The sequence below is a fragment of the Dokdonella sp. genome (assembly GCF_035511235.1).
Lineage (GTDB): Bacteria > Pseudomonadota > Gammaproteobacteria > Xanthomonadales > Rhodanobacteraceae > Dokdonella.
This window is the reverse complement of the sequence record NZ_DATKFQ010000035.1, coordinates 1-20,097: the sequence shown is the minus strand read 5'-3', so window position 1 is coordinate 20,097 and position 20,097 is coordinate 1. Positions and strand designations below refer to the sequence as shown.

Below are 20,097 nucleotides of genomic sequence, written 5' to 3'. Positions count from 1 at the left end.
CGCGGTCGGGCCGGCGCCGGCCGGGCCGGGGTGTGCACCCCGGCTTGGCAGCGGCCGGCCCGAAACGCTACCTTCGGCGCATGAGCGAGGCGACCGGCGACAGCGTCACCCGATGGCTGGTTCGATGGCGCGAAGGCGACAAGGCGGCCCTCGAGCGCCTGCTGCCGCTGGTCTATGCGGACCTGCGGCGGATCGCGGCCAGTCAGCTGCGCGGCCAGAGCGGCCACACGACGCTGCAGACCACGGCGCTGGTCCACGACGTGCTGCTGCGCCTGCTCGACCGGCCCGCGGCCGATTTCCAGAGCACCGCGCACCTGCTCAATGCGGCGGCGCGGATGATGCGCCAGAACCTGGTCGACCGCGCGCGCGCGGCGCGCACCGACAAGCACGGCGGCGGCTGGCTGCGCGACGACTTCACCGCCGCGCTCGAGCTGCCGATCCCGGACGGGACCGATCTGGCCCATCTCGACAGCGCGCTCGACGAGCTCGCGGCGTTCGACGAGCGCATGGCCAAGGTCGTCGAGCTGCGCTACTTCATCGGCCTGGGCGTGGCCGAGGTCGCCGCGACGCTCGGCGTCGCCGAGCGTACCGCGCAGCGCGACTGGATCGCCGCGCGTGCCTGGCTCAAGGAACGGCTCGAGCCATGAGCGGCCCGGCGCCGGCGCGCGCAGGCCCGTGAACGAGCGCGATCGCCTGGCCGTGCGCATCCTGCGCGATGCGCTCGACGCCGAGCCGGACCAGCGCGACGCATTCGTCGCCGGCCGCTGCGGCGACGACATCTCGCTGCGGGCGCGCGTCGCCGCACTGCTGCGTGAGGCCGACAGCCTCGACGCGGCGCGGTCCGATGCGCCGGCGGCAGCCGCCGACGATCGGGCCGACGCGCTGGTCGGCACGCGGCTCGGTCCGTTCGTGGTCTCGGCGCAGATCGGCCGCGGCGGCATGGGTGTGGTCTATCGCGGCGAACGCGAGGACGCCGACTTCGCGCAGACCGTCGCGATCAAGCTGATCCGGCGCGGTTTCGATTTCGACGACGTCGCCGCGCGCTTCCTGCGCGAGCGGCGCATCCTGGCGCGGCTCTCGCATCCGAACCTGGCGCGCTTCATCGACGGCGGCGTCGCGCCGGACGGCCGTCCGTGGTTCGCGCTGGAGTTCGTCCGCGGCGAATCGATCACCACCTGGTGCGACCGCCAGCGGCTCGGCATCCGCGCGCGCGTGCGGCTGTTTCTCGATGTCTGCGCGGCCGTGCAGCATGCGCATGCGCAGCTGGTCGTGCATCGCGATCTCAAGCCCGCCAACGTGCTGGTCGACGACGGCGGCCAGGTGCGCCTGCTCGATTTCGGCATCGCGCGCCTGCTGGCCGGCGACGACGGCGGCCCGGGCGCACAGACCACGATCGGTCTGCGCTACGCGCTGACGCCCGAGTACGCGGCGCCGGAGCAGTTCGGCGGCGAGACCGCCGGCGTGGCGACCGACATCTACGCGCTCGGCGTGCTGCTGTACCAGCTCGTCGCCGGCGTGCTGCCGTACACGCTGGACCGGGGCGACCTGGTCGCGAGCGAGCGCGTCGTGCGCGAGACGCCGCCGCAGGCGCTGGCGGCGGCGATCGTCCGTCCCGCCGACGCGGCACGCGGCGAGTGCGATCCGGCCGGCCGGCTGGCCGCACGCGACACCACGCTGCGCGCCTACCGCGCCGACGTGCGCGGCGATCTCGGCCGCATCGTCGAGACCGCGCTGGCCAAGGAGCCCGAGCGCCGCTATGCGACCGTCGAGGCCTTCGCCGAGGATCTGCGGCGCTGGCGCGCCGGCGATCCGGTGCGCGTGTCCGGCAACCGCCTCGGCTACCGGCTCGGCAAGTTCGTGCGGCGCAACCGCGCGGCGGTCGCGGTCACGGTCGTGCTCGCCGCCGGGCTCGCGCTCAGCAGCGCCTATGCGATCCACCGCGCCGAGCGCGAGTACCGGCAGCGCGTGCGCGCCGAGACCACGCTGAGCTTCATGCGCGACATCTTCGATGCCAACACGCCCGAGAACACCGACGGCGAGAAGCTGACCGCGATGCAGCTGCTCGACCGCGCCGGCGAGCGCATCGGCGAATACTTCCCCGACGATCCGCCGGCGCAGGCCGAGCTGTCCGGCCAGCTCGGCGACGTCTACAGCAGCCTGACCCTGCACGAGCGTGCGGTGCCGTTCCACGAGCGCGCGGTGGCGCTGCTGCGCGAGCGCGGCGACCGCAGCGATCCGGTCTATCTGACGCGCGTGCTGGCGCTGGCCAACGCCTACTACGAGACCTATCGCTTCGACGACGCGCTGACCCTGGTCGAGCGCGACCTGGAGGGCGCGCGCGGCGTCGAGATCGGCGGCGAACCGTTCTACGGACGCCTGCTGGCGATGCGCTCGGCCGCGCTGAACCGGCTCGGCCGCATGCAGGAAGCCGAGGCCGGCCTGCGCGAGGCGATCGCGCTGTACCAGCGCAGCGGCGTGGTCGCCAGCGGCGGCTACGGCGAGATGCTCACCGACCTCGGCTACACGCTGCTCGACGGCGGCGATCTGGACGGCGCGCTCGAGGCGTTCCGCAGCGCCGAGGCGATCCTGCGCGACGCGCCCGGCAGCACCCGGCTGCAGCAGCTGAGCAGCCGGCTCAACATCGGCACGGTCTACATCCGCACCGGCGAATCGGCGCAGGCGGTCGCCGTGCTCGAGCCGCTGATCGGCCAGTACGAGGCGCTGCTCGGCGCGAGTTCCGGCCATACGATGACCGCGCGCAGCAAACTCGCGCAGGCCTACGCGGCCGACGGACGCTACGTCGAGGCGCTCGACGCGATCGACGCGAACCTGCGTGCGGTCGTCGGCAGCGGCGTGGACGATCCGCGCGACCGCATCGAGATCGGCCTGGTCAAGGCCAAGCTGGCGACCTACGCGCTGCGGCCCGAGGTGGCGCGGCCGCTCGTGCTCGAGACGCGCGCCTACATCGCCGAGGCGATGCGCGAGCCCTCGTTCGCGCGCGGCCGCCTGCAATGGGTGATCGGCGAGTTCTGGCTGCAGGCCGGCGACTGCGATGCGGCCGAGCCGGTGCTCGAGGCCGCGCGCGCCGACGCGCTGGCGACCAGTACCGAGGGCGCCGGCAACCCCAGCGTCGCCGAGGCCGAGGACAGTCTCGGCCGCTGCCGCCTGCTGCGCGGCGACTATGCGGGCGCGCGCGAACACCTCGACCGCGCCGTGGCGACGTTCAGCGGCGTGCTCGGTGCCGACCACCGCCGCAGCGTACGCAGCCGCATCCATCGCGCCTGGGTCGAGGTTCTCGCCGACGGCGGCGCCGCGGCGCTCGAGCGCATGGCCGCGCTGCGGCCGCTGCTGGTCACGGCGCTCGGTACCGAGGACAAGCCGGTCGTCTGGCAGCTCGACCTGATACTCGACGAGCTCGCGCGCCGGACCGGCGCGGCGCCGATCGATCCGGTACGCCGGCGCCAGGCCGAGGAGGGTCTCAAGCGCATCAGCCAGCGCGACCAGGTGCCGCGCTACGTCGGCATCAACAGCTTTTCCTGAGGGCCGCCTCACGCGCGGCCCGCGCGGCGCCGCGCGATGTCTGCGCCGGGCGCCGCAGCTCGTATGCCTGATCGGACCGGCGGCGCGAGCGTCGCCGCATCGCCCGCCGGGGCGCATCCGACGAGGACACGACATGAAGGCAATACGTCAATACGGCCGCTGGCTGGCCGCTCTGATGGCCGCATCGGTGGGCATCGCCGCGGCTGCCGACGGCGGCGACCATCCGCTGCTCGGCCGCTACGAAGGAGCCGAGCAGGTCGGCCGCTACGTCACCGAGTTCGACGAGGTCGAGCTGATCGCCGGCCCGATCGACGGCACGCGCGGCCCCGATGCACCCGGCTGGCTGCGCCTGGAAGGCGCAAGCACGCTGCTGTACTACCGCCTGCCGGCCGGCCGCTCGTCGCTGGAGGTGCTGCGCAACTACCAGGGCAGTCTCGAGCGCGGCGGCTTCCGTACGCTGTTCACCTGCGCGACCGGCAACGGTTCGTGCTACCGGGCACGGCCGGGCCGCACGACCGGCACCGCGCCGTACGATTTCGCGCTCGCGTTCGACGCCAATCCGGAACTGCCGCGGCTCGACGGCGACTTCATCCGCAATTACTTCGGCACGCAGGCGCGCCATCTGCTGGCGCGGCGCGACGGCCCGGACGGCACGGTCTACGTCAGCCTGACGATCGCCGAGCACGCGCGCGGCAATTACCTGTTCGCCCGTGTCGTCCAGACGCGCGGCATGGAAGCGGACAAGATCGCCTTCGTCGACGCCGATGCGATGCGGCGCGGCATCGCCGACAGCGGACGGGTGAGTCTGTACGGGATCCAGTTCGACTTCGACCGCGACAGCCTGCGCGCCGATTCGCAGCCGACGCTGCAGGAGATCGTGCGGCTGCTGCAGGCCGATCCGGATCTGGACCTGACGATCGTCGGCCACACCGATGCGCAGGGCGGCGCGGCCTACAACCGCGATCTGTCGCGGCGGCGTGCCGAGCGCGTGACCGCCTGGCTGGTCGGGCAGGGCGTGGACCGGTCACGGCTCGAGGCGCGCGGCGCCGGTGCCGACCAGCCGGTCGCGTCGAACGACGACGAGGACGGCCGCGCCAAGAACCGGCGCGTCGAGCTGATCCGCCGCCGCTAGCGGCAGCACACGGGCGACGCGCGCTTTCGCCGTACGGGCTGCGCATCGACGCAACAGGGGCCGCCGCTGAAGCCGGAGGCCTCGATCGGTCCGCGACCGATGCGGCACGACATGGGCGCGGCCTGTGCGGATCGGGGGCGCGGGAGTCGCTCGCGAAGCGGGCTGCGGCCCGCTTCGTGGGACGTCGATCTTCGGCGCAGGCGCCGGCCGCTCGCGACCGGGCCGTGCCGTGCGGCGCGCAGGCGCCGCGGCTGGCCGCCGTCAGTGGCGGCTGAACAGCTTGGCGAGGCTGCGGAAGAAGCCCGGCTTCTTCGCCGGTGCCGGTGCGGCTGCCGGGGCAGCGGCGGCCAGGCCCGGCGTCGCGGCCGGCTCGGTCGGACGCGGTCCGCGTTCGCGGCGCGGCGCGGTGTCCGTGCGTACGTCGGCGGCCGCGTTCGGCAGCGTGCCGGCCTCGCCGTTCTCGCGACGTGTGCGTCCGCGGCCGCCACGGCGGCGGCGCTTCTTCGCGGGCGCAGCGGCGTCGGTCGACGGTGCCTGTGCCGGTGCCGGCACGCTGGCGGCCGCTGCCGGGGGCGCTGCGGCCGCGGCAGCGGGCTGCTCGGTCGGCTCGCGCGGCGGCCGCGGGCTGCGTGGCGGCCGGCTCTCGCCGCGCCGTTCACCGCTGCCGGCGCTGCGGCTGCGTGGACGTTCGCCGCTGCGCGCGCCGCCGCGGCGGCCGTCGCCGGCGCTCTTCGGCGGCGGTCCGGCGGTGTTGCGCGCATCGTCGGCGGCATCGTCCTCGTCGGCGGCGACGGCGCCCGGCGCGCGCGGCTTCGGCGGCGGCACGATCAGCAGCGCCGGCTCGACTGCCGCGGTCGGGATCTTCTGGCCGATGTAGGCCTCGATGTCCGGCAGGCCCATCGCGTAGAGGTCGCAGGCGAAGCTGATCGCGTCGCCCTCGGCGCCCAGGCGTGCGGTACGGCCGATGCGGTGGACGTAGTCCTCGGCGTCCTGCGGCAGGTCGTAGTTGAACACGTGCGAGACCGCCGGGATGTGCAGACCGCGCGCGGCGACGTCGGTCGCGACCAGCAGCTCGATCTCGCCCTTCTGGAAGCGCGCGAGCAGGCGCTCGCGCTTGGCCTGCGGGACGTCGCCCGACAGCGTCGCGACGCGGTGCCCGTGGCGCTCCAGCGCGCGTGTCACGCGCTCGGCCATCGCCTTGGTGTTGATGAAGACGATGCTGCGGTGCTCGTCGAGCTTGCCGAGCAGATTCAGCAGCAGCGGCATCTTCTCCTCGGTCGCCGGGAAGTAGACCACCTGGCGCACGCGCGAGGCGGTGACCGATTCGGTCTCCGCCGCGAGCTTCTCGGGGCTGTTCATGTGCTCGTAGGCCAGTTCCAGCACGCGGTAGCTCAGCGTCGCCGAGAACAGCATGCCCTGGCGCTCCTCGCGCGGCGGCATGCGCCGCAGCAGGAAGCGGATGTCCTTGATGAAGCCGAGGTCGAACATGCGGTCGGCCTCGTCGATCACGACCGCTTCGACCGAGCGGAACGAGACCACGTGCTGCTTGAGGTAGTCGATCAGGCGGCCCGGCGTCGCGATCACGATGTCGCAGCCGGCCTTGAGCAGTTCGCGCTGCTTGTCGTAGTCGACGCCGCCGTAGATCAGCGCCGAGCGCAGTCCGGTGTTGCGGCCGATGTTGCGGAAGTCCTTGTCGATCTGGATCGCCAGCTCGCGCGTCGGCGCGAGGATCACCGCGCGTGGCTCGCCGTCCTTGCGCTCGGCGACGGCCGCGCGCGTCAGCAGGCGGTTCATCACGGCGACCAGGAAGGCGCCGGTCTTGCCGGTGCCGGTCTGCGCCTGTCCGGCGACGTCGCGTCCGGTCAGCGCGACCGGCAGCGTCAGCGCCTGGATCGGCGTGCAGCGGGTGAAGCCTGCGGCGTGCAGGCTGGACAACAGGCTAGGATGAAGGTCGAAGCTGTCGAAGAAGACGTCGGTGAGAGGCTGATGTTGGTCTGGCATTCCAGTGTCGGTCCGGGGGCGTCGCGCGGGCTCGAAGCCCTTGCAAACGGAGCGTACGCCCCTCATGTGATGCGGATCGTGCTGACCCGGTTCGGCCGGGTGCGCGAGCGGTCGCGGTTGGGGCAGAGTCTTGCCTTCGGGGCATTCCGGCCCTCGAGCGTCGGGCGGCGCAGCGCCGCTTCCGGCGTCCGGGCCGCTCTTGCGTGAGGCGGGTGGTTTGGGCTGAAATGACGGCGTGCATCCGCACCCTCGTCCCGTCAGTCCGCCGCCCCGGCGCGCAAGTTTAGCCGAACCCGGCCTCCGGCGCGCAGCGCCCCCTCGATTATCTGGAGAAAACCCGTGAGCGAACTGATTGCCCACGTCAGCGACGACCAATTCGACAGCCAGGTCCTGCAGTCGTCCGAGCCGGTCCTCGTCGATTTCTGGGCTGAATGGTGCGGTCCGTGCAAGATGATCGCACCGATCCTCGACGATCTGGCCGCCAATTACGAAGGCCGGCTCAAGATCGCCAAGATCAATATCGACGAAAACCAGAAGACGCCGCGCAACTACAACGTGCGCGGCATCCCGACGCTGATGATCTTCAAGGACGGCAAGGTCCAGGCGACGCAGATCGGCGCCGTCAGCAAGAGCCAGCTGGCGCAGCTGATCGACAAGACGATCTGATCGGCGTATCCGCAGCCGGCCGCCGCCGTCGGCCGGCCGCGGACGCCGAAGCGTTGCCGGCGCGTCGCGCACGCGTCCGGCGCGAACGCTGAACCGCAGCGCCGGCCGGCGCTGGACGGCCGCCGAGGCCGGTGCTAACGTAGCCCCTGCACGTGCGGAGCGATCGCGCTCCCCCCAGCGACACCCCCGCGTTTCTTCCCTCCGATTTGCTTCCCAGCTACGGCGCCCAGCGAGGTTTGCCCGTGTCCGAAAACGATATACCCGAAGGTGGCGACAAGGCCGCCGACAAGCCGCGTTCCGCCGCGCCGCGCCAGCGTGCGCCGCGCAACGCCGATCCGGCCCAGCCGAACCTGATCGTCGATCCGGCGCCGCCCGCGCCGCCGGCCGACCATGCGCCGGGTGCGCCTCAGGCGCCGTCCGACGGCGGCCATGAGTCCTCCGCGCAGTCGCAAGGTGGCGGCAATGGCAATGGCAATGGCAACAGTCAGCCCGGCGGCCAGGGCCAGAATCGCGATCAGCGCGACCGCCAGGGCGGACGCCGCGATCGCCGCAACCGCCACAACCGCAATCGCGGCGACCGCGATCCGCAGATGTTCGACGAGGAATACGACGAGTCGCGCAACGGCGGCGGCAACGGCCCGCTGATCGCGCTGAACGAGCTGAAGGTCAAGAAGCCGGCCGAACTGCTGGCGCTGGCCGAGACGCTCGGCATCCAGGAAGGCGTCGCGCGCGCGCGTAAGCAGGACATCATCTTCCTGATCCTCAAGGCGCATGCGCGCGCCGGCGGCGGCATCTACGACGAGGGCGTGCTCGAGATCCTGCAGGACGGCTTCGGCTTCCTGCGCGGCTTCGAAGCCTCGTATCTCGCCGGCCCCGACGACATCTACGTCTCGCCGTCGCAGATCCGCCGCTTCAACCTGCGCACCGGCGACTACGTCACCGGCCGCGTACGCCCGCCGAAGGAAGGCGAGCGCTACTTCGCGCTGCTCAAGGTCGACACGATCAACGGCGAGCCGCCGGAAGCGTCGAAGAACAAGATCCTGTTCGAGAACCTGACCGCGCTGTTCCCGCGCAAGGCGTTCCACCTGGAGCGCGGCAACGGATCGAGCGAGGACATCACCGGCCGCATCCTCGACCTGGTCGCGCCGATCGGCCGCGGCCAGCGCGGTCTGATCGTCTCGCAGCCCAAGGCCGGCAAGACGATGATGCTGCAGAACATCGCGCAGGCGATCGTGCACAACCATCCGGACGCGCACCTGATCATGCTGCTGATCGACGAGCGCCCGGAAGAAGTCACCGAGATGCAGCGCAGCGTACGCGCCGAGATCATCTCCTCGACGTTCGACGAGCCGGCGGTGCGCCACGTGCAGGTCGCCGAGATGGTGATCGAGCGCGCCAAGCGCCTGGTCGAGCACAAGAAGGACGTGGTGATCCTGCTCGACTCGATCACGCGTCTGGCGCGCGCCTACAACACCGTCGTGCCGAGCTCGGGCAAGGTGCTGACCGGCGGCGTCGACGCCAATGCGCTGCAGCGCCCGAAGCGCTTCTTCGGTGCCGCGCGCAATGTCGAGGAAGGCGGCTCGCTGACGATCATCGCGACCGCGCTGATCGACACCGGCTCGAAGATGGACGAGGTCATCTACGAGGAGTTCAAGGGCACCGGCAACATGGAAGTGCACCTCAACCGCCGCATCGCCGAGAAGCGCGTCTATCCGGCGATCGACATCAACCGCTCCGGCACGCGCCGCGAGGAGCTGCTGATCGATCCGGACCTGCTGCAGAAGATCTGGATCCTGCGCAAGCTGCTGCATCCGATGGACGAGCTGGCCGCGATCGAGTTCATGCTCGACAAGATGAAGAACACCAAGACCAACGACGAGTTCTTCGGCGCGATGAAGCGCTGATCCCAGAAAAGATCTGACTCTTCGTAGTCAGCTCAAGAAGCCCTGCTGGGGCCTTGATATACAAGGCTTTTTCACCAGCAGGGTTTTTGTGCGCGGAAGTTTCTTTCATCTGGCGAAATTTCCTTTCAGATTCGCCCGCTTTTATTTTTTAAATCAATATGTTAGCCGCAAAAGTTTGCATGGCGGCCTTAGCGTTTGCCCGCGTTGCCGTAGTCCTGTTCCCCGTCTCCAACAGGCACGCAGCGCATGAACGTCCTCCGGTTCCCCATCCCATCCGCCGCGATCGCAGTCGCCACCCCGGCACCGGTCGATCCGGCCGTCGCCGCTTTTCAGGTCCGGTGCTTCGACGCCTACCGCAACCGCCGCACCAACCGCAATCTGAATCCGGACTACGTCGAGAAATGCATCGGCTCGGTCCTCGACCTGCTGCGCTGGAGCGGGCAGACGCTGACCAGCGTCACCGAGGCCGACTACGAGGCGTGGACGACCCATTTGGCCCTGTTGGAGTTCTGCATCGCATACGAAGGCGCTCAGGAAAGGACATCACCCTGGATCAGGCCCTCTCCTTCCTGAAGACCTGGCGTCGCAATGTTCGCCGTCAGATGCTCGTGTCTTGCATCGACTGGATTGAACTCTAAGCCGCTTCAGCAAGCACCAGGCCGCTATCCCTGAAATACGTGATCCCGGTGGTAGCGCAGGTATGCGGCCAATTTCGCATTCGGATTCCGCAGGAGTCGCGCTGGCAGCCCTAGATCGTCTTGCTCTCTCGTTGAAAGTACGTCAGAGACGAGCATTTTTCCGGTTTCACCAAAGCTGATGAGACCGGCATCGAACAGGGCATCCAGATTCGCCGACAGAATCAGTCCGTTGTTGGAGTCCAGTCGTTCATAGTCTTCGGACCTGCTCCATGGCTTGCAGTGGGACGCACGCAGCACGGCCCCCACGCGACAGCCAGTGACCGCACATGCGCCGTTCCAGCGCCGCAGAAGCTCGCGGCGAAACCGCCCTTGCCCGAGTCGCGCATCAACTAACGCCGCGCGTGTAGTAGCACTGACCTCTGCCTCGTCAACGTCATGGAGATCCGATATGAGTGTGCCGGAGGAGTCAGCGGGCACTGCGATGGTGTAAACAGGGGCGATCCCGGCGATCTCCAGGTAGACCATCCCATCTCTGTCGACCACACGACCGAGATGCAAGAGGCTGTCACGATCAAAATCACGAATGACACCCGCCTCCGGACTGTCCTTGTCGCAGACAACGCCATAGGCTTGGTAGCCGTCTCTGATCAATTCGAGATGCCGGGCCCGTTCGTTCCAGCCAGGACGATTAGTGTTTCGGTTGCCAAGCACACGAATGACCTGGCCTCCATCCCAGTTGGCGATATCCATCCGCCAGAGCCGGAGAAAGACACGGCGCGTACGTTCGTCGGCCGCCCCCCACGACCAGCGCACGTTGGCCACAGGGGCATTCAACACGTCTTTGAAGAAGGCGTTGATACGCATGCCGGTACCGGACAAGGGCTCGGAAGCCAGGCCATCCAAGTCTGGGATGTGCCTCTCGGTGGCCGCAGATTCTTCTGACACCCGATTGGTCTGAGGCACATCCGCCACAGAGTCTTCAAAGCGCTTGAATGGATAGCGCATCTCACCGAGCAGCTTCTCGGCCTTCGCCAAGAGATTGGCGTCGAAGTGATGTCGCCACTTGGTTTCAACAATGATGGCTTCGCAGGTGAGGTCGAGACGGCCCAGCTCCCAGAGCTTCGTGAACCCATCAGATGGCTTGCCACTAGCCAAGACCCGGTTGACCGTTTCAAACCCACCATGCTCGTCGAGCATTCTCTTGAACGTCGTTGGCCGGTATTTCAGTTTCTCGGCCTCACCAACCGCACCCCTCAGCAGGCTGGTGAACTCCTCATTCTCTCTGCTATCCATTTAGACCCCCGTAGCCAATCTCAATCTCGCCAAAGGGCGCGAGATCGCCAATCGATCGGAATCTTCATCGCCTCCAGAGAAACTGCTGGGTGCGCGTCGAAGACATCAAATAGACGATCCCGCCAATGACAGCGTGGCGAAGCGATAGCCAGCATATGCCGCAGTACTACCAGCGTGCTGTAGAGACGCGCGTTGTCTGGTACCAAATGTGGCCAAGTGATGCTTCTGGATGGAAAGCGTGGCTTGATCCCGAAGTGCCGATTCCAAAGACGCTTGTGGTGAGCGCACACATTGCGCACATAGCTGAGTGAATGTATCCAGCTCGCCAGGAACTGGGCATCGACGCCATATGCAGCTGCTATGCGCTGTTTGAGGGCGGGCGCGAGACCCGTTTTGTATAGTTTCGAGATCGTACCGAACGACAGCAGTTCGGCCGCCATCCAGATCGGGAGATGCGGTTCTGCTGTGTACTTCCCACGAAAATGGGAAGCAAAGGTCTCCTGCGCCCGTCTTTCCTCGGCCTCAAGTTCCTCCATGAACCGCGCATGGTCGAACTCGGGGGCGAAGTTGCCGGAATCGGTATGCCCGAACGGGCCGTAAGCATGAGCGATTTCGTAGGTGATCGCGGTCCTGATGGCCACTTCGATCCGTTCGATTGCATCCAGTACCAGCAACCGCAGCTTGCGATCGAAGATGTAGAGCCCTGCGATATCGTCAAAGCTAGTGCCAGAGCGGAATGTGTTGCCGTCCTTGAATGGCAGGCAATAGGCACTGAGGCGGTAGTAGCTGATATGCCGCAACCAATGCAGGGCCCGATCGGGGTCGGCCACGGTCAATCCGCGCTGCTGCAACAGATCTAGTTGCTGCTCGAACGTGAGCGCAGGCTTCGCGTAGTGCATTTCTTCAGGCAATAAAAACCCGCCAGTTATGCGCATCACCTACCGAAGTAGGGCTCAGCGTGGCGGGTATGTTGAGGATAGGGTACGGAATTCCGTAGGCCCGGGCAAGTTGCCGGCCGAGTCCATTCAGCCAAACGAAGATCATTGGCTTCGCCTCAGCCGAACTGCATTGAGATCAACAACTTGGCCACTGGTCGGGGCGAAATAGCCCTCCGGAAGCCCGGACAGACTCTCGACATCCACCGCGCCCAAGCCAACACGATCCGGAATGGTTTCGCGGGGGGTGATGCCTTCCTCCACGATCAATGCCACCGCACGACGCAAGAGGCGCGGTTGCTCGGGAGTCAGCGCATCATCGTAGGGTTCCGCTTTGTTCCCAAAACGTGCAGAGCGCCGCTTCCACAGATTCAGTTCCGCCTGTTCATCGATCAGCTCCAGGGCCCGCAGACGCATGAGCATGGCAGCGGCCGAGGTCTTCCAGCGCAGCTTAAGCGCCAGCAACGTATCCAGCGTCGGGACATTCGGAACGTCGGCCGAGAACGTCTCTCCGGGCAGCAAAAAGGCGCCTGCAAAGCAGTGCGCCTGACGCTCCATTTCCTTGTGGTTGGCTTGCGCCACCTTAGGCGGGATATGCCTATGTAATACAACGTGGCCAAGCTCGTGCGCCGCATCAAAACGACTACGGAAGCAGTTCGCCCTGTCAGCGTTGAGGTACACGAAGGGGCGATCGTTCACCGAGCACCAGCTGGACACGCCCTCAATCCTGGCGATGTCAGTTGCCTCGCGAACGACGACGCCACCGGCATTCTCAATCGCCAATACAACATCCGGCACCGGGCCAAGGCCCAGCTTCCAGAGCTGCCGGCACTCCGCCGCAGCGACCTCAATGTCTTCGTTGGAGATCTCGTTGGGGTCGCGATACTCACGGCTTGGGAAGTTGGCCGTCGGATACTCAACGATCTCGCCGAACTCGGCTGCCAGCTCCTTAGACCAGTCGTGACGGACGGCCATATAAGCGCGTGCAGACTTCAACGCCGAAGCGTTGCTTCTGAACAGCTTGATCCCTGTATCGAATCCGGACATCGAACGCAGGAACCACTCGGGGCGTACCGCAACGGCACGCGCAACCTTGTCCAACGCATCAGCCGTCGGCTCCTGCTGACCGCTGCGCCACTTGCTGATCGAGCCTGGCGACACGCCCGCAAGGGCCGCAAGCTGCACTTGCGACACCCCACGTGCATCCAGGATCTGGATCAGGCGCTCCGGACGGAACCCGCTTACTCCGCGCTTCATGTCTGCGAGTCTTGCTGCTTCTTCGCTGCGGCCTTGAGACGGACACGCACAAGGTCGGGCTGATCGGCGGGCTTCGCGTAGCGGCCCAGGAAGGTCGTCAACGACTCGCGGAACAGGCATTCAGACAAGGCGGTATCCATGACGGCGATCTCCACAGTAAGGGGACGCTCCGGTTGTACCCGGACATTGCCGCTGAAAACCGAGACGAAGAACACCGCAATGTGCGCTCCCCTAGCTTGCTCGCCAAACAGGCCCGGCTGGACAAGGCGTTCCAGCCACTGGTTGTGGCCGGCGAGATCAAGACGTCGGGTGCTGCGCCGAGCGTTGTTCCACTTGCGATTGCTGGTCGCGAATCGCCCGAGCAGCAGCGGCCCGACGTGCCCCACGATGATGTCGTTGCCGCACAGCGGGTTGTGCTCCACCCCTGCTGTGCCCAAAGCGAGCGCGAACTGCTCGTTGGAATGGAAGTGTCGAGCTTGCCCCAAAGCGTTCGGGAGATGTCCCTCATGCCGCCTCGAGGCTTCCAGCCACGCCCTTTCGCCAGCTGCGACCAAGCCCTCCTCGAGACCTTGGCAAAGGCCCTGATTGAGGTGGGTTACCAAGGCATCGACTATGGTCTGTTCAGCTTCTCGGGTCACCGCGGGCATGCCTCATCGAATTTCGTTAAGCGGAAATTACCATCGAAATATTTCCCAAACAAGCCCTAACTAAGAAAAATCGCTCCAAGGTCGCCGTAAGAGGACGGCGTTGGCCTTCCGAGCGCAGCGTGACGGGCCTTCAGGGCCAAGACGGCGGTTTGCAGGTCCGCGAAAGCTTGTTGGGCGGCTAAGGATGGTACTGGCACTTCAATCTTGACGAGCTTCTTGAGGCTCAGTGTGCGGTTTCGATCGGCCGTGCCGGTGGATGCCTCACCGACCTTTTCCAAGCCTTCTGGGCTGAGCAGGTAGTAGAGCAAGAAGCTTCCCTGCAGTTGCTCGGAATCGGTTACGCAGGTGATATAGCGATGCGAGGCGATGACTTCGTCATTCTCATTGCCTGCCAAGGCGATGGCGCCCTCCATCCGGCCCGCTGGATTGTAGGCGTGACCAGTTCGCGGCAAGTGTCCGCTTCAGTCAAAAGCTTCCAATCTGCGGTGTCGTTCACTCTGCCTCCATGAGCGCGTAGCGGTTCATTGCCCAGAATGCCATGGCATCAGTGGCTAGAAGCTGCCTGATGGGGGCAATGCTCCGCATCCAGTTCGTCACCGAACAGACCCTCGCGCTTCAACGCGGTGTTCAAGGTGACCCTGCTGATCTTGAAGTGATGGGCCACGTCCGTCTTCGTGATCAATGGATCGGAAAGCATTGCGGCCGCTTTGCGGATGTCCGCCTTTGACCGCCCGGCATCGGCCGGGCGCGCGGCAGCGCCGCTCAGCGGCGCAGGTTCGCCTCGAACAGCTTGAGGATGCGCTTGTACTCGTCGTACCAGGCGTCGGCGTGGACGAAGCCGTGGCGTTCCATCGGATAGCCGGCCAGTTCGAAGTCGTCCTTGCGCAGCTCGATCAGGCGCTGGTACAGGCGCACCGAGTCCTGGAACAGCACGTTGTCGTCGATCATGCCGTGCGCGATCAGCAGCGGGCCGCGCAGGCCCTCGGCGAACTCGATCGGCGAGGAGCGCTTGTAGGCGATCGCGTCGACCTGCGGCGTGTTGAGGATGTTGGACGTGTAGCCGTGGTTGTAGCTGGTCCAGTCGGTGACCGGCCGCAAGGCCGCGCCGGCATGGAACACCTCCGGCGCGCGGAACATCGCCATCAGCGTCATGAAGCCGCCGTAGGAGCCGCCGTAGAGACCGACGCGCTGCGGATCGACCGCCTGCTCGGCGACCAGCCAGTTGACGCCGTCGATCAGATCCTCGAGCTCGGGCGTGCCCATCTGCCGGTAGATCGCGGTGCGCCAGTCGCGGCCGTAGCCTTCCGAGGCGCGGTAGTCCATGTCGAGCACGACGTAGCCGCGCTCGACCAGCAGATTGTGGAACAGCTGCTCGCGGAAGTAGTTCGGGTAACCCTGATGAGTGTTCTGCAGATAGCCGGCGCCGTGCACGAACAGCACGGCCGGATAGCGCCTGGACGGATCGAAGTCGGCCGGCACGTAGAGCTTGGACCAGATCGGCCGCCCGCTCTTGGACGAGGGCACGCCGACGATGCGCATCGACGCGAAGCTGAGCGCGCGATAGTCGGGCTTGCGCGTATCGGTCAGCTCGCGCGGCGTGCCGCTGCCGTCGGCCGGCAGCACGGCCAGCTGCTGCGGCACGTAGGTCGAGGAATGCAGCACCGCCAGCTGGCGGCCGTCGGCCGACAGCGTGAAGTCGTCGAGGCCGCCGTAGCGGCTGATCCGCTCGAGCGTGCCGCCGCCGGTCGCGACGCGGTAGACGTCGTAGGCATACGGCGCCTCGACGTTGGCGCGCACGTAGAAGTAGCGGCCGTCCGGCGACAGGCGTGGCGAGGAGACTTCGAAGCGGCCTTCGGTCAGCGCCTTGGGCCGGGCGCCGGGCGCCTTGACGTAGAGCTGCGAGTAGCCGCTCTCCTCGGACAGGTACCACAGCTGGCGGCTGTCGTCGGTCCAGCCGAATTCGTTGAAGTTCCAGTTGATCCAGGCCGGATCGGTCAGGCGGTGCTCGGCGACCAGACGGCCGCCGCCGAGATCCACGCTCGCGATCCAGCGGTCCTTGTTGTCGATGCTGCGCAGCTGCACCGCGGCATGGCGGCCGTCGCGCGACCAGGCCAGGCCCGAGACCTCCAGCGCGCGCTCGGCCGGTGCGTCCTTCTCGCTCTTGCCGTCCTTGCCCTTGCCGTTCTTCTCGTTGCCGCCGCTCTTGGCGTTCGCGTCCGTCTCGCCGTTGCCGGCGGCGTCGGTCTTGGCCTTGGCATTCTCCTCGCGTACGGCCGCCAGCGGATCGTCGCCGATGCCGGGCAGGTCGGCGTAGCCGAGCTTGCGCACGCTGCGCGCGCCCAGGTCGACCAGCCACAGCGTCTGCGGCGCCGGCGCATTGCGGCCCACGCGCACACGCTCGTCCTCGCCTTCCTCGTAGCCCGACTCGGTGACCCAGGTCTGCATCTTGGCGACGCGGCCGGCGTCGTAGCCCTTGGCGCGCGTGGCGACCAGCAGCCAGCGCGCATCCGGCGCCAGCGCGGTCGTGACGATCTCGGCCTCCTCGCCGAGGAACACCGGCAGCGGCGCGCGCGTCGGGTCTTCGGCCTGGAAGCGCTCGGCGTGCTCGCGTCGCGCGTCGCGGTCGTCCTTGACCTTGCGCAGCGTCGAGAACAGGCGCAGCTGCAGCTCGCCGAGGTCGTCGGGCTTCTTTTGCGCCGGGTCCTTGCCGGTCTTGAGTACCGCGGCCTGCGCGGTCACGCCGGTCGCGATGTCGTAGCTGTACCAGTCGTCGTCGACGCGGAACTGCAGCTGGCGGCCGTCAGCCGAGAACTGCGGCGCGGCCTCGCGCGCGTTCGTGCGCGTGACCTGGATCAGCCGGCCGCCGTCGGTGCGGCGCAGGAACACGTCGCCGTTGCGCACGAACGCGGCCCAGCTGCGCGTCGCGTCGAAGACCGGCTCGGGGCCGTCGGCGGCCGCCATCGCCTGCGGCTCGACCAGGGCGTCGGCTCCGTCGGCCAGCGTCACGCGGCGCAGATCGCGGATGCCCGAGCCTTCGCGCTTGAGCTGGTAGTAGACCGCGCTGCCGTCGACGCTCCAGTACGGGCGCTCGACCGGCGGTCCGATCCAGTCCGGGTCGGCCATCGCCTGTTCGAGCGTCACCGCTCCAGACGGGCCGCAAGCCAGACACGACAAGGCGAGCAGGGCGATCAAGGCGATCGGATTCGGACTCCAGCGCATCACGGGTCTCCGGCGGCGAAAACCGCCAGCATACCCGGGCATGCCGGCCGGGCCATCCCTCGGAAGTCAGAGGGGCAGCGATCGGCGCGGCCGATGCGATACTGCGCGCTTGGCCGGCTCGATCGTCCGCCGGCGCGGAATCTCCGATGACCCCGAACGACCCGGCTTCGGCGCAGGCCGCCGCCGATCGCGCCAGCGAGATCGCCCAGCAGCGGCGCGTCGCGTTCGAGCGCCTGCGCGAACGCACCGACGAGCTCGAGCTGCTGATCTCCGGTATCAGCCTGCTGAGCCTGATCGCGCTGCCGGGCTGGCTGTTCGATCGCTGGATCTACGCCGAGCTGCACTACGAGGGAACGCGCGCCGTCGTGCTGACGGTGACCTACCAGTTCGCGTCGGGTCTGAGCTACGCGATGGCCTCGGCGTTCCTGCTGCACCTGGCCGTACGCGCCTACTGGGTCGGCCTGATCGGCCTGAAGGCGACGTTCCCGGGCGGCATCCGCTGGAGCCATCTGCGCAACAGCGGCCCGATCGCGCGCGACTACTACCGGCGCACCGTCGTCGATCTCGACAACGCGATCGACGCGGCCGACCGTGTCGCCTCGGTGATCTTCGCGCTGGTCAGCCTGGTCGTGCTGTCGGTGATCTGGATCGCGATCACGATGGCGCTGCTGTTCGGCGTGACGATCCTGCTGAGCGAGATCTTCAGGCTGCCGGACTGGGTCGCCAATGCGGTGTTCTACACCTACATGGGCGCGCTGATCGCACTCGGCGGCCTGATCGCGCTGTTCGACCTGCTGCCCGAGCGCCTGCGCCGCCGCACGGCGCCGGCCAGGCCGCCGGCGGCCTGGCGCACCGCGCTGGTCGAGCGCCTGATGCGCGTGCTCGGGCTGTTCGCGCCGCAGCGGCTGGTCCTGCCGGTGCAATTGTCGCTGCAGACCAATCTGTCCGGACGCGCGTTCTTCTTCGGGTTCTCGACGATGGTGATGATCACCACCGTGGTCAGCGTGGTTCCGTTGACGCTGGCCCGGCAGTTCGCGCCTTTCGCCAGCTACGACTACCTGGCGGAGGAGCAGGTCGGCCTGCGCAGCGCCTACTACGAGAACCTGCGCGGCGAGCACGACAGGCTGCTGCGCCTGCCGTTGATCCCGGCCGACACCACGGCCGATTCGCAGCTGCGGCTGTTCCTGCCGTACCTGCCACGCCGTGACAATCCGCCGTTGCGCACCGCGGCCTGCGCGCCCGACACGCCGCCGCGCGAGGGCGATCCGGGCTGCCTGGCGCGGCTGTGGCAGGTCAGCCTCGACGGCCGGCCGGTCGCGATCGCCGACTTCCTGGCCGCCGAGCGCCGCGACCTCGGCATGCGCGGCCTGCAGGGCTATGTTTCGCTGAGCGGCCTGGCGCCGGGCCGGCACGAGCTGCGCGTGACCTGGAATCCCGAACAGCTGCCGAGCGCCGCGCACCGCGAAGGCAAGCAGGAAGAGCACCGCATCATGTTCTGGTTCGCGCCCCCGTACCAGCTCGATCTGGAGCAGCCGGCGCCGGCGGCTACGCCGTAGCGGATCGGCCGCGCGGCGCGCCGCTGCGTCGTCCGCGTGAAGCCGCTTCGAGGATTGCGACAGGTCGGCGATCGCCACCCGCCGGCGGCCCGGCCGCAGCGGCGGCTCGATGCGCGCTCGGTGTTCCTCGTCCGCGCCGCGACGCAGTCAGCGCCGCCGTTCGGCTGCCAGCAGCCTGGGCATCACCGCCGCCATCGGCATCGCCTGGATGCCGAGCTCGGCCAGGCCGTCCTCGTCGCTGACCGAGTCGAGCAGCAGCGAGCGGAAGTTGTCGCGCGAAATCGGCTTGCCGGGCAGCCATTCGCCGAGTCTCGCCTGCCAGCGGCCGAGCGCGTCGGGCAGCGGCACGATCAGCCGGCGCCGTCCGATCATGCGCGCGGTCCAGCGCACCAGGTCGATCAGCGCGATGCGGTCGGGTCCGACCAGCGCATAGGTGCGGCCGATGCTCGAGGGCCGCTGCAGCGCCCGCGCGAACGCCTCCGCGACGTCGCGCACGTAGACCGGCGCGAACTGCGCGTGCGGGCGCGCCAGCGGCAGCACCGGCGTCAGCGCGAGCAGGCCGGCGAAGCGGTGGAACAGGCCGTCGCCGGGTCCGAAAATCACCGATGGCCGGAAGATCGTCGCCGCCAGCGGCGCGGCGCGCACACGGGCCTCGGCCTCGCCGCGCGTGCGCAGATAGTGGCTGCCGCCTTCGCCGGCGCGCAGCGCGCTCATCTGCAGCAGCCGCCTCACGCCGGCCGCCGCGCAGGCCTCGATCAGCGTCTGTGTCAGCGCGACGTGGGCGCGCTCGAAGCCGCGGCCGTCGTCGCCGCGCTCGTTGAGGATGCCGACCAGGTTGATCGCGGCGTCGGCGTCGCGCAGGTGGCCGGTCAGCACATCGCGATCGTGCACGTCGGCGGTCTCGATGCGCACGCGCGGCAGCACGGCCAGTTCGCGATGCCGTTCGCGGTTGCGCGACAGCAGCACGATGCGGTGCCCGTCGGCGTGCAGGCGCGGCACCAGACACGAGCCGACGAAGCCGGTACCGCCGAGGACGACCAGGGTCAGTGGTTTCATTGCAAAACGCCTGACATCGAGGTTCGATTATCGTCGATCCGCGCGCGGCGTGCCCGGCACCGGCCGGACACGCCGCGCAGGCATCGGCCGATGCGTCCGCGGCGCACCCTGCGCGCATCGCGGCGCGGCGGCCTGCTCACGCCGTCACGCTCGAGGAAGCCGCCATGTCCCAGCCCCGCCTGCTGCTGTGTCCGCCGACCCATTTCGGGGTCGAGTACATCATCAATCCGTGGATGGCCGGCCAGGTCGGCCG

At 68.0% G+C, this 20,097-nt stretch carries 18 protein-coding genes; 9 read left to right on the top strand and 9 right to left on the bottom strand.

Translation table 11 applies throughout. The annotated features are described in order from the left end of the window. Positions 1 to 80: 80 nt before the first annotated feature. The 3 genes from VMR06_RS14370 to VMR06_RS14360 all read left to right on the top strand — a co-directional run bounded on the left by VMR06_RS14370 (position 81) and on the right by VMR06_RS14360 (position 4,672). A complete protein-coding gene (locus VMR06_RS14370) occupies positions 81 to 647 on the top strand; it encodes an ECF-type sigma factor (RefSeq protein WP_325377481.1) in 567 nt (188 codons plus the stop codon). 28 nt (positions 648 to 675) lie between these two features. Next, on the top strand, positions 676 to 3,540 hold the full coding sequence (locus VMR06_RS14365; RefSeq protein WP_325377479.1) for a serine/threonine-protein kinase: 2,865 nt from the start codon (positions 676 to 678) through the stop codon (positions 3,538 to 3,540). Between the two features lie 133 nt (positions 3,541 to 3,673). After that, positions 3,674 to 4,672 carry an OmpA family protein gene (locus VMR06_RS14360; RefSeq protein WP_325377477.1) on the top strand — a complete coding sequence of 333 codons (999 nt, stop codon included), beginning with the start codon at positions 3,674 to 3,676 and terminating at the stop codon, positions 4,670 to 4,672. Positions 4,673 to 4,933: 261 nt separating this feature from the next. On the opposite strand, the gene rhlB is transcribed toward VMR06_RS14360, so the two are convergent. Continuing rightward, positions 4,934 to 6,673: an ATP-dependent RNA helicase RhlB gene (rhlB, locus tag VMR06_RS14355; protein ID WP_325377475.1), complete on the bottom strand. Its 1,740-nt coding sequence runs from the start codon at positions 6,671 to 6,673 to the stop codon at positions 4,934 to 4,936. Between rhlB and VMR06_RS14350 the strand changes: the two genes are divergently transcribed. From VMR06_RS14350 to VMR06_RS14335, 4 genes are all read left to right on the top strand, one after another. Next, positions 6,617 to 6,880, top strand: coding sequence for a hypothetical protein (locus VMR06_RS14350; protein WP_325377743.1), 264 nt, complete (start codon positions 6,617 to 6,619; stop codon positions 6,878 to 6,880). The genes rhlB and VMR06_RS14350 overlap by 57 nt on opposite strands. 132 nt (positions 6,881 to 7,012) lie before the next feature. After that, a complete protein-coding gene (trxA, locus tag VMR06_RS14345) occupies positions 7,013 to 7,339 on the top strand; it encodes a thioredoxin TrxA (RefSeq protein ID WP_325377473.1) in 327 nt (108 codons plus the stop codon). A gap of 242 nt (positions 7,340 to 7,581) precedes the next feature. Continuing rightward, positions 7,582 to 9,243, top strand: a complete 1,662-nt coding sequence (rho, locus tag VMR06_RS14340) for a transcription termination factor Rho (protein ID WP_414648147.1) — start codon at positions 7,582 to 7,584, stop codon at positions 9,241 to 9,243. A gap of 246 nt (positions 9,244 to 9,489) precedes the next feature. Continuing rightward, positions 9,490 to 9,816 (top strand): hypothetical protein, encoded by a 327-nt coding sequence (locus tag VMR06_RS14335; protein WP_325377469.1) that lies wholly within the window; start codon positions 9,490 to 9,492, stop codon positions 9,814 to 9,816. Positions 9,817 to 9,905: 89 nt separating this feature from the next. Here VMR06_RS14335 and VMR06_RS14330 read toward each other — a convergent pair whose 3' ends face one another. From VMR06_RS14330 to VMR06_RS14310, 5 genes are all read right to left on the bottom strand, one after another. After that, positions 9,906 to 11,174, bottom strand: a complete 1,269-nt coding sequence (locus tag VMR06_RS14330) for an HNH endonuclease (protein ID WP_325377466.1) — start codon at positions 11,172 to 11,174, stop codon at positions 9,906 to 9,908. A gap of 20 nt (positions 11,175 to 11,194) precedes the next feature. Continuing rightward, complete coding sequence (locus VMR06_RS14325; protein ID WP_325377463.1) at positions 11,195 to 12,073, bottom strand: Abi family protein; 879 nt, start codon at positions 12,071 to 12,073, stop codon at positions 11,195 to 11,197. Positions 12,074 to 12,214: 141 nt separating this feature from the next. After that, positions 12,215 to 13,366, bottom strand: coding sequence for an XRE family transcriptional regulator (locus tag VMR06_RS14320; RefSeq protein WP_325377459.1), 1,152 nt, complete (start codon positions 13,364 to 13,366; stop codon positions 12,215 to 12,217). Then, complete coding sequence (locus VMR06_RS14315; protein WP_325377457.1) at positions 13,363 to 14,013, bottom strand: hypothetical protein; 651 nt, start codon at positions 14,011 to 14,013, stop codon at positions 13,363 to 13,365. Before VMR06_RS14315 ends, VMR06_RS14320 begins: the two co-directional genes overlap by 4 nt. 56 nt (positions 14,014 to 14,069) lie before the next feature. Beyond that, positions 14,070 to 14,408, bottom strand: coding sequence for a hypothetical protein (locus tag VMR06_RS14310; protein ID WP_325377454.1), 339 nt, complete (start codon positions 14,406 to 14,408; stop codon positions 14,070 to 14,072). 179 nt (positions 14,409 to 14,587) lie between these two features. Here VMR06_RS14310 and VMR06_RS14305 point away from each other — a divergent pair, with 179 nt between their 5' ends. After that, positions 14,588 to 14,740 (top strand): hypothetical protein, encoded by a 153-nt coding sequence (locus VMR06_RS14305; RefSeq protein ID WP_325377452.1) that lies wholly within the window; start codon positions 14,588 to 14,590, stop codon positions 14,738 to 14,740. A gap of 35 nt (positions 14,741 to 14,775) precedes the next feature. Here the strand turns inward: VMR06_RS14305 and VMR06_RS14300 are convergent, their stop codons facing one another. Next, positions 14,776 to 17,232 carry a S9 family peptidase gene (locus VMR06_RS14300; RefSeq protein WP_325377450.1) on the bottom strand — a complete coding sequence of 819 codons (2,457 nt, stop codon included), beginning with the start codon at positions 17,230 to 17,232 and terminating at the stop codon, positions 14,776 to 14,778. Positions 17,233 to 17,378: 146 nt separating this feature from the next. On the opposite strand from VMR06_RS14300, the gene VMR06_RS14295 reads away from it, so the two are divergent. Continuing rightward, on the top strand, positions 17,379 to 18,788 hold the full coding sequence (locus VMR06_RS14295; protein WP_325377449.1) for a hypothetical protein: 1,410 nt from the start codon (positions 17,379 to 17,381) through the stop codon (positions 18,786 to 18,788). A 147-nt stretch (positions 18,789 to 18,935) separates the two neighbouring features. Here the strand turns inward: VMR06_RS14295 and VMR06_RS14290 are convergent, their stop codons facing one another. Together VMR06_RS14290 and VMR06_RS14285 are read right to left on the bottom strand one after the other, a co-directional pair. Continuing rightward, positions 18,936 to 19,844, bottom strand: coding sequence for a complex I NDUFA9 subunit family protein (locus VMR06_RS14290; RefSeq protein ID WP_325377447.1), 909 nt, complete (start codon positions 19,842 to 19,844; stop codon positions 18,936 to 18,938). Further along, on the bottom strand, positions 19,841 to 20,097 hold a 257-nt coding region (locus VMR06_RS14285; RefSeq protein WP_325377445.1), incomplete at its 5' end, for a hypothetical protein. The genes VMR06_RS14285 and VMR06_RS14290, both read right to left, overlap by 4 nt.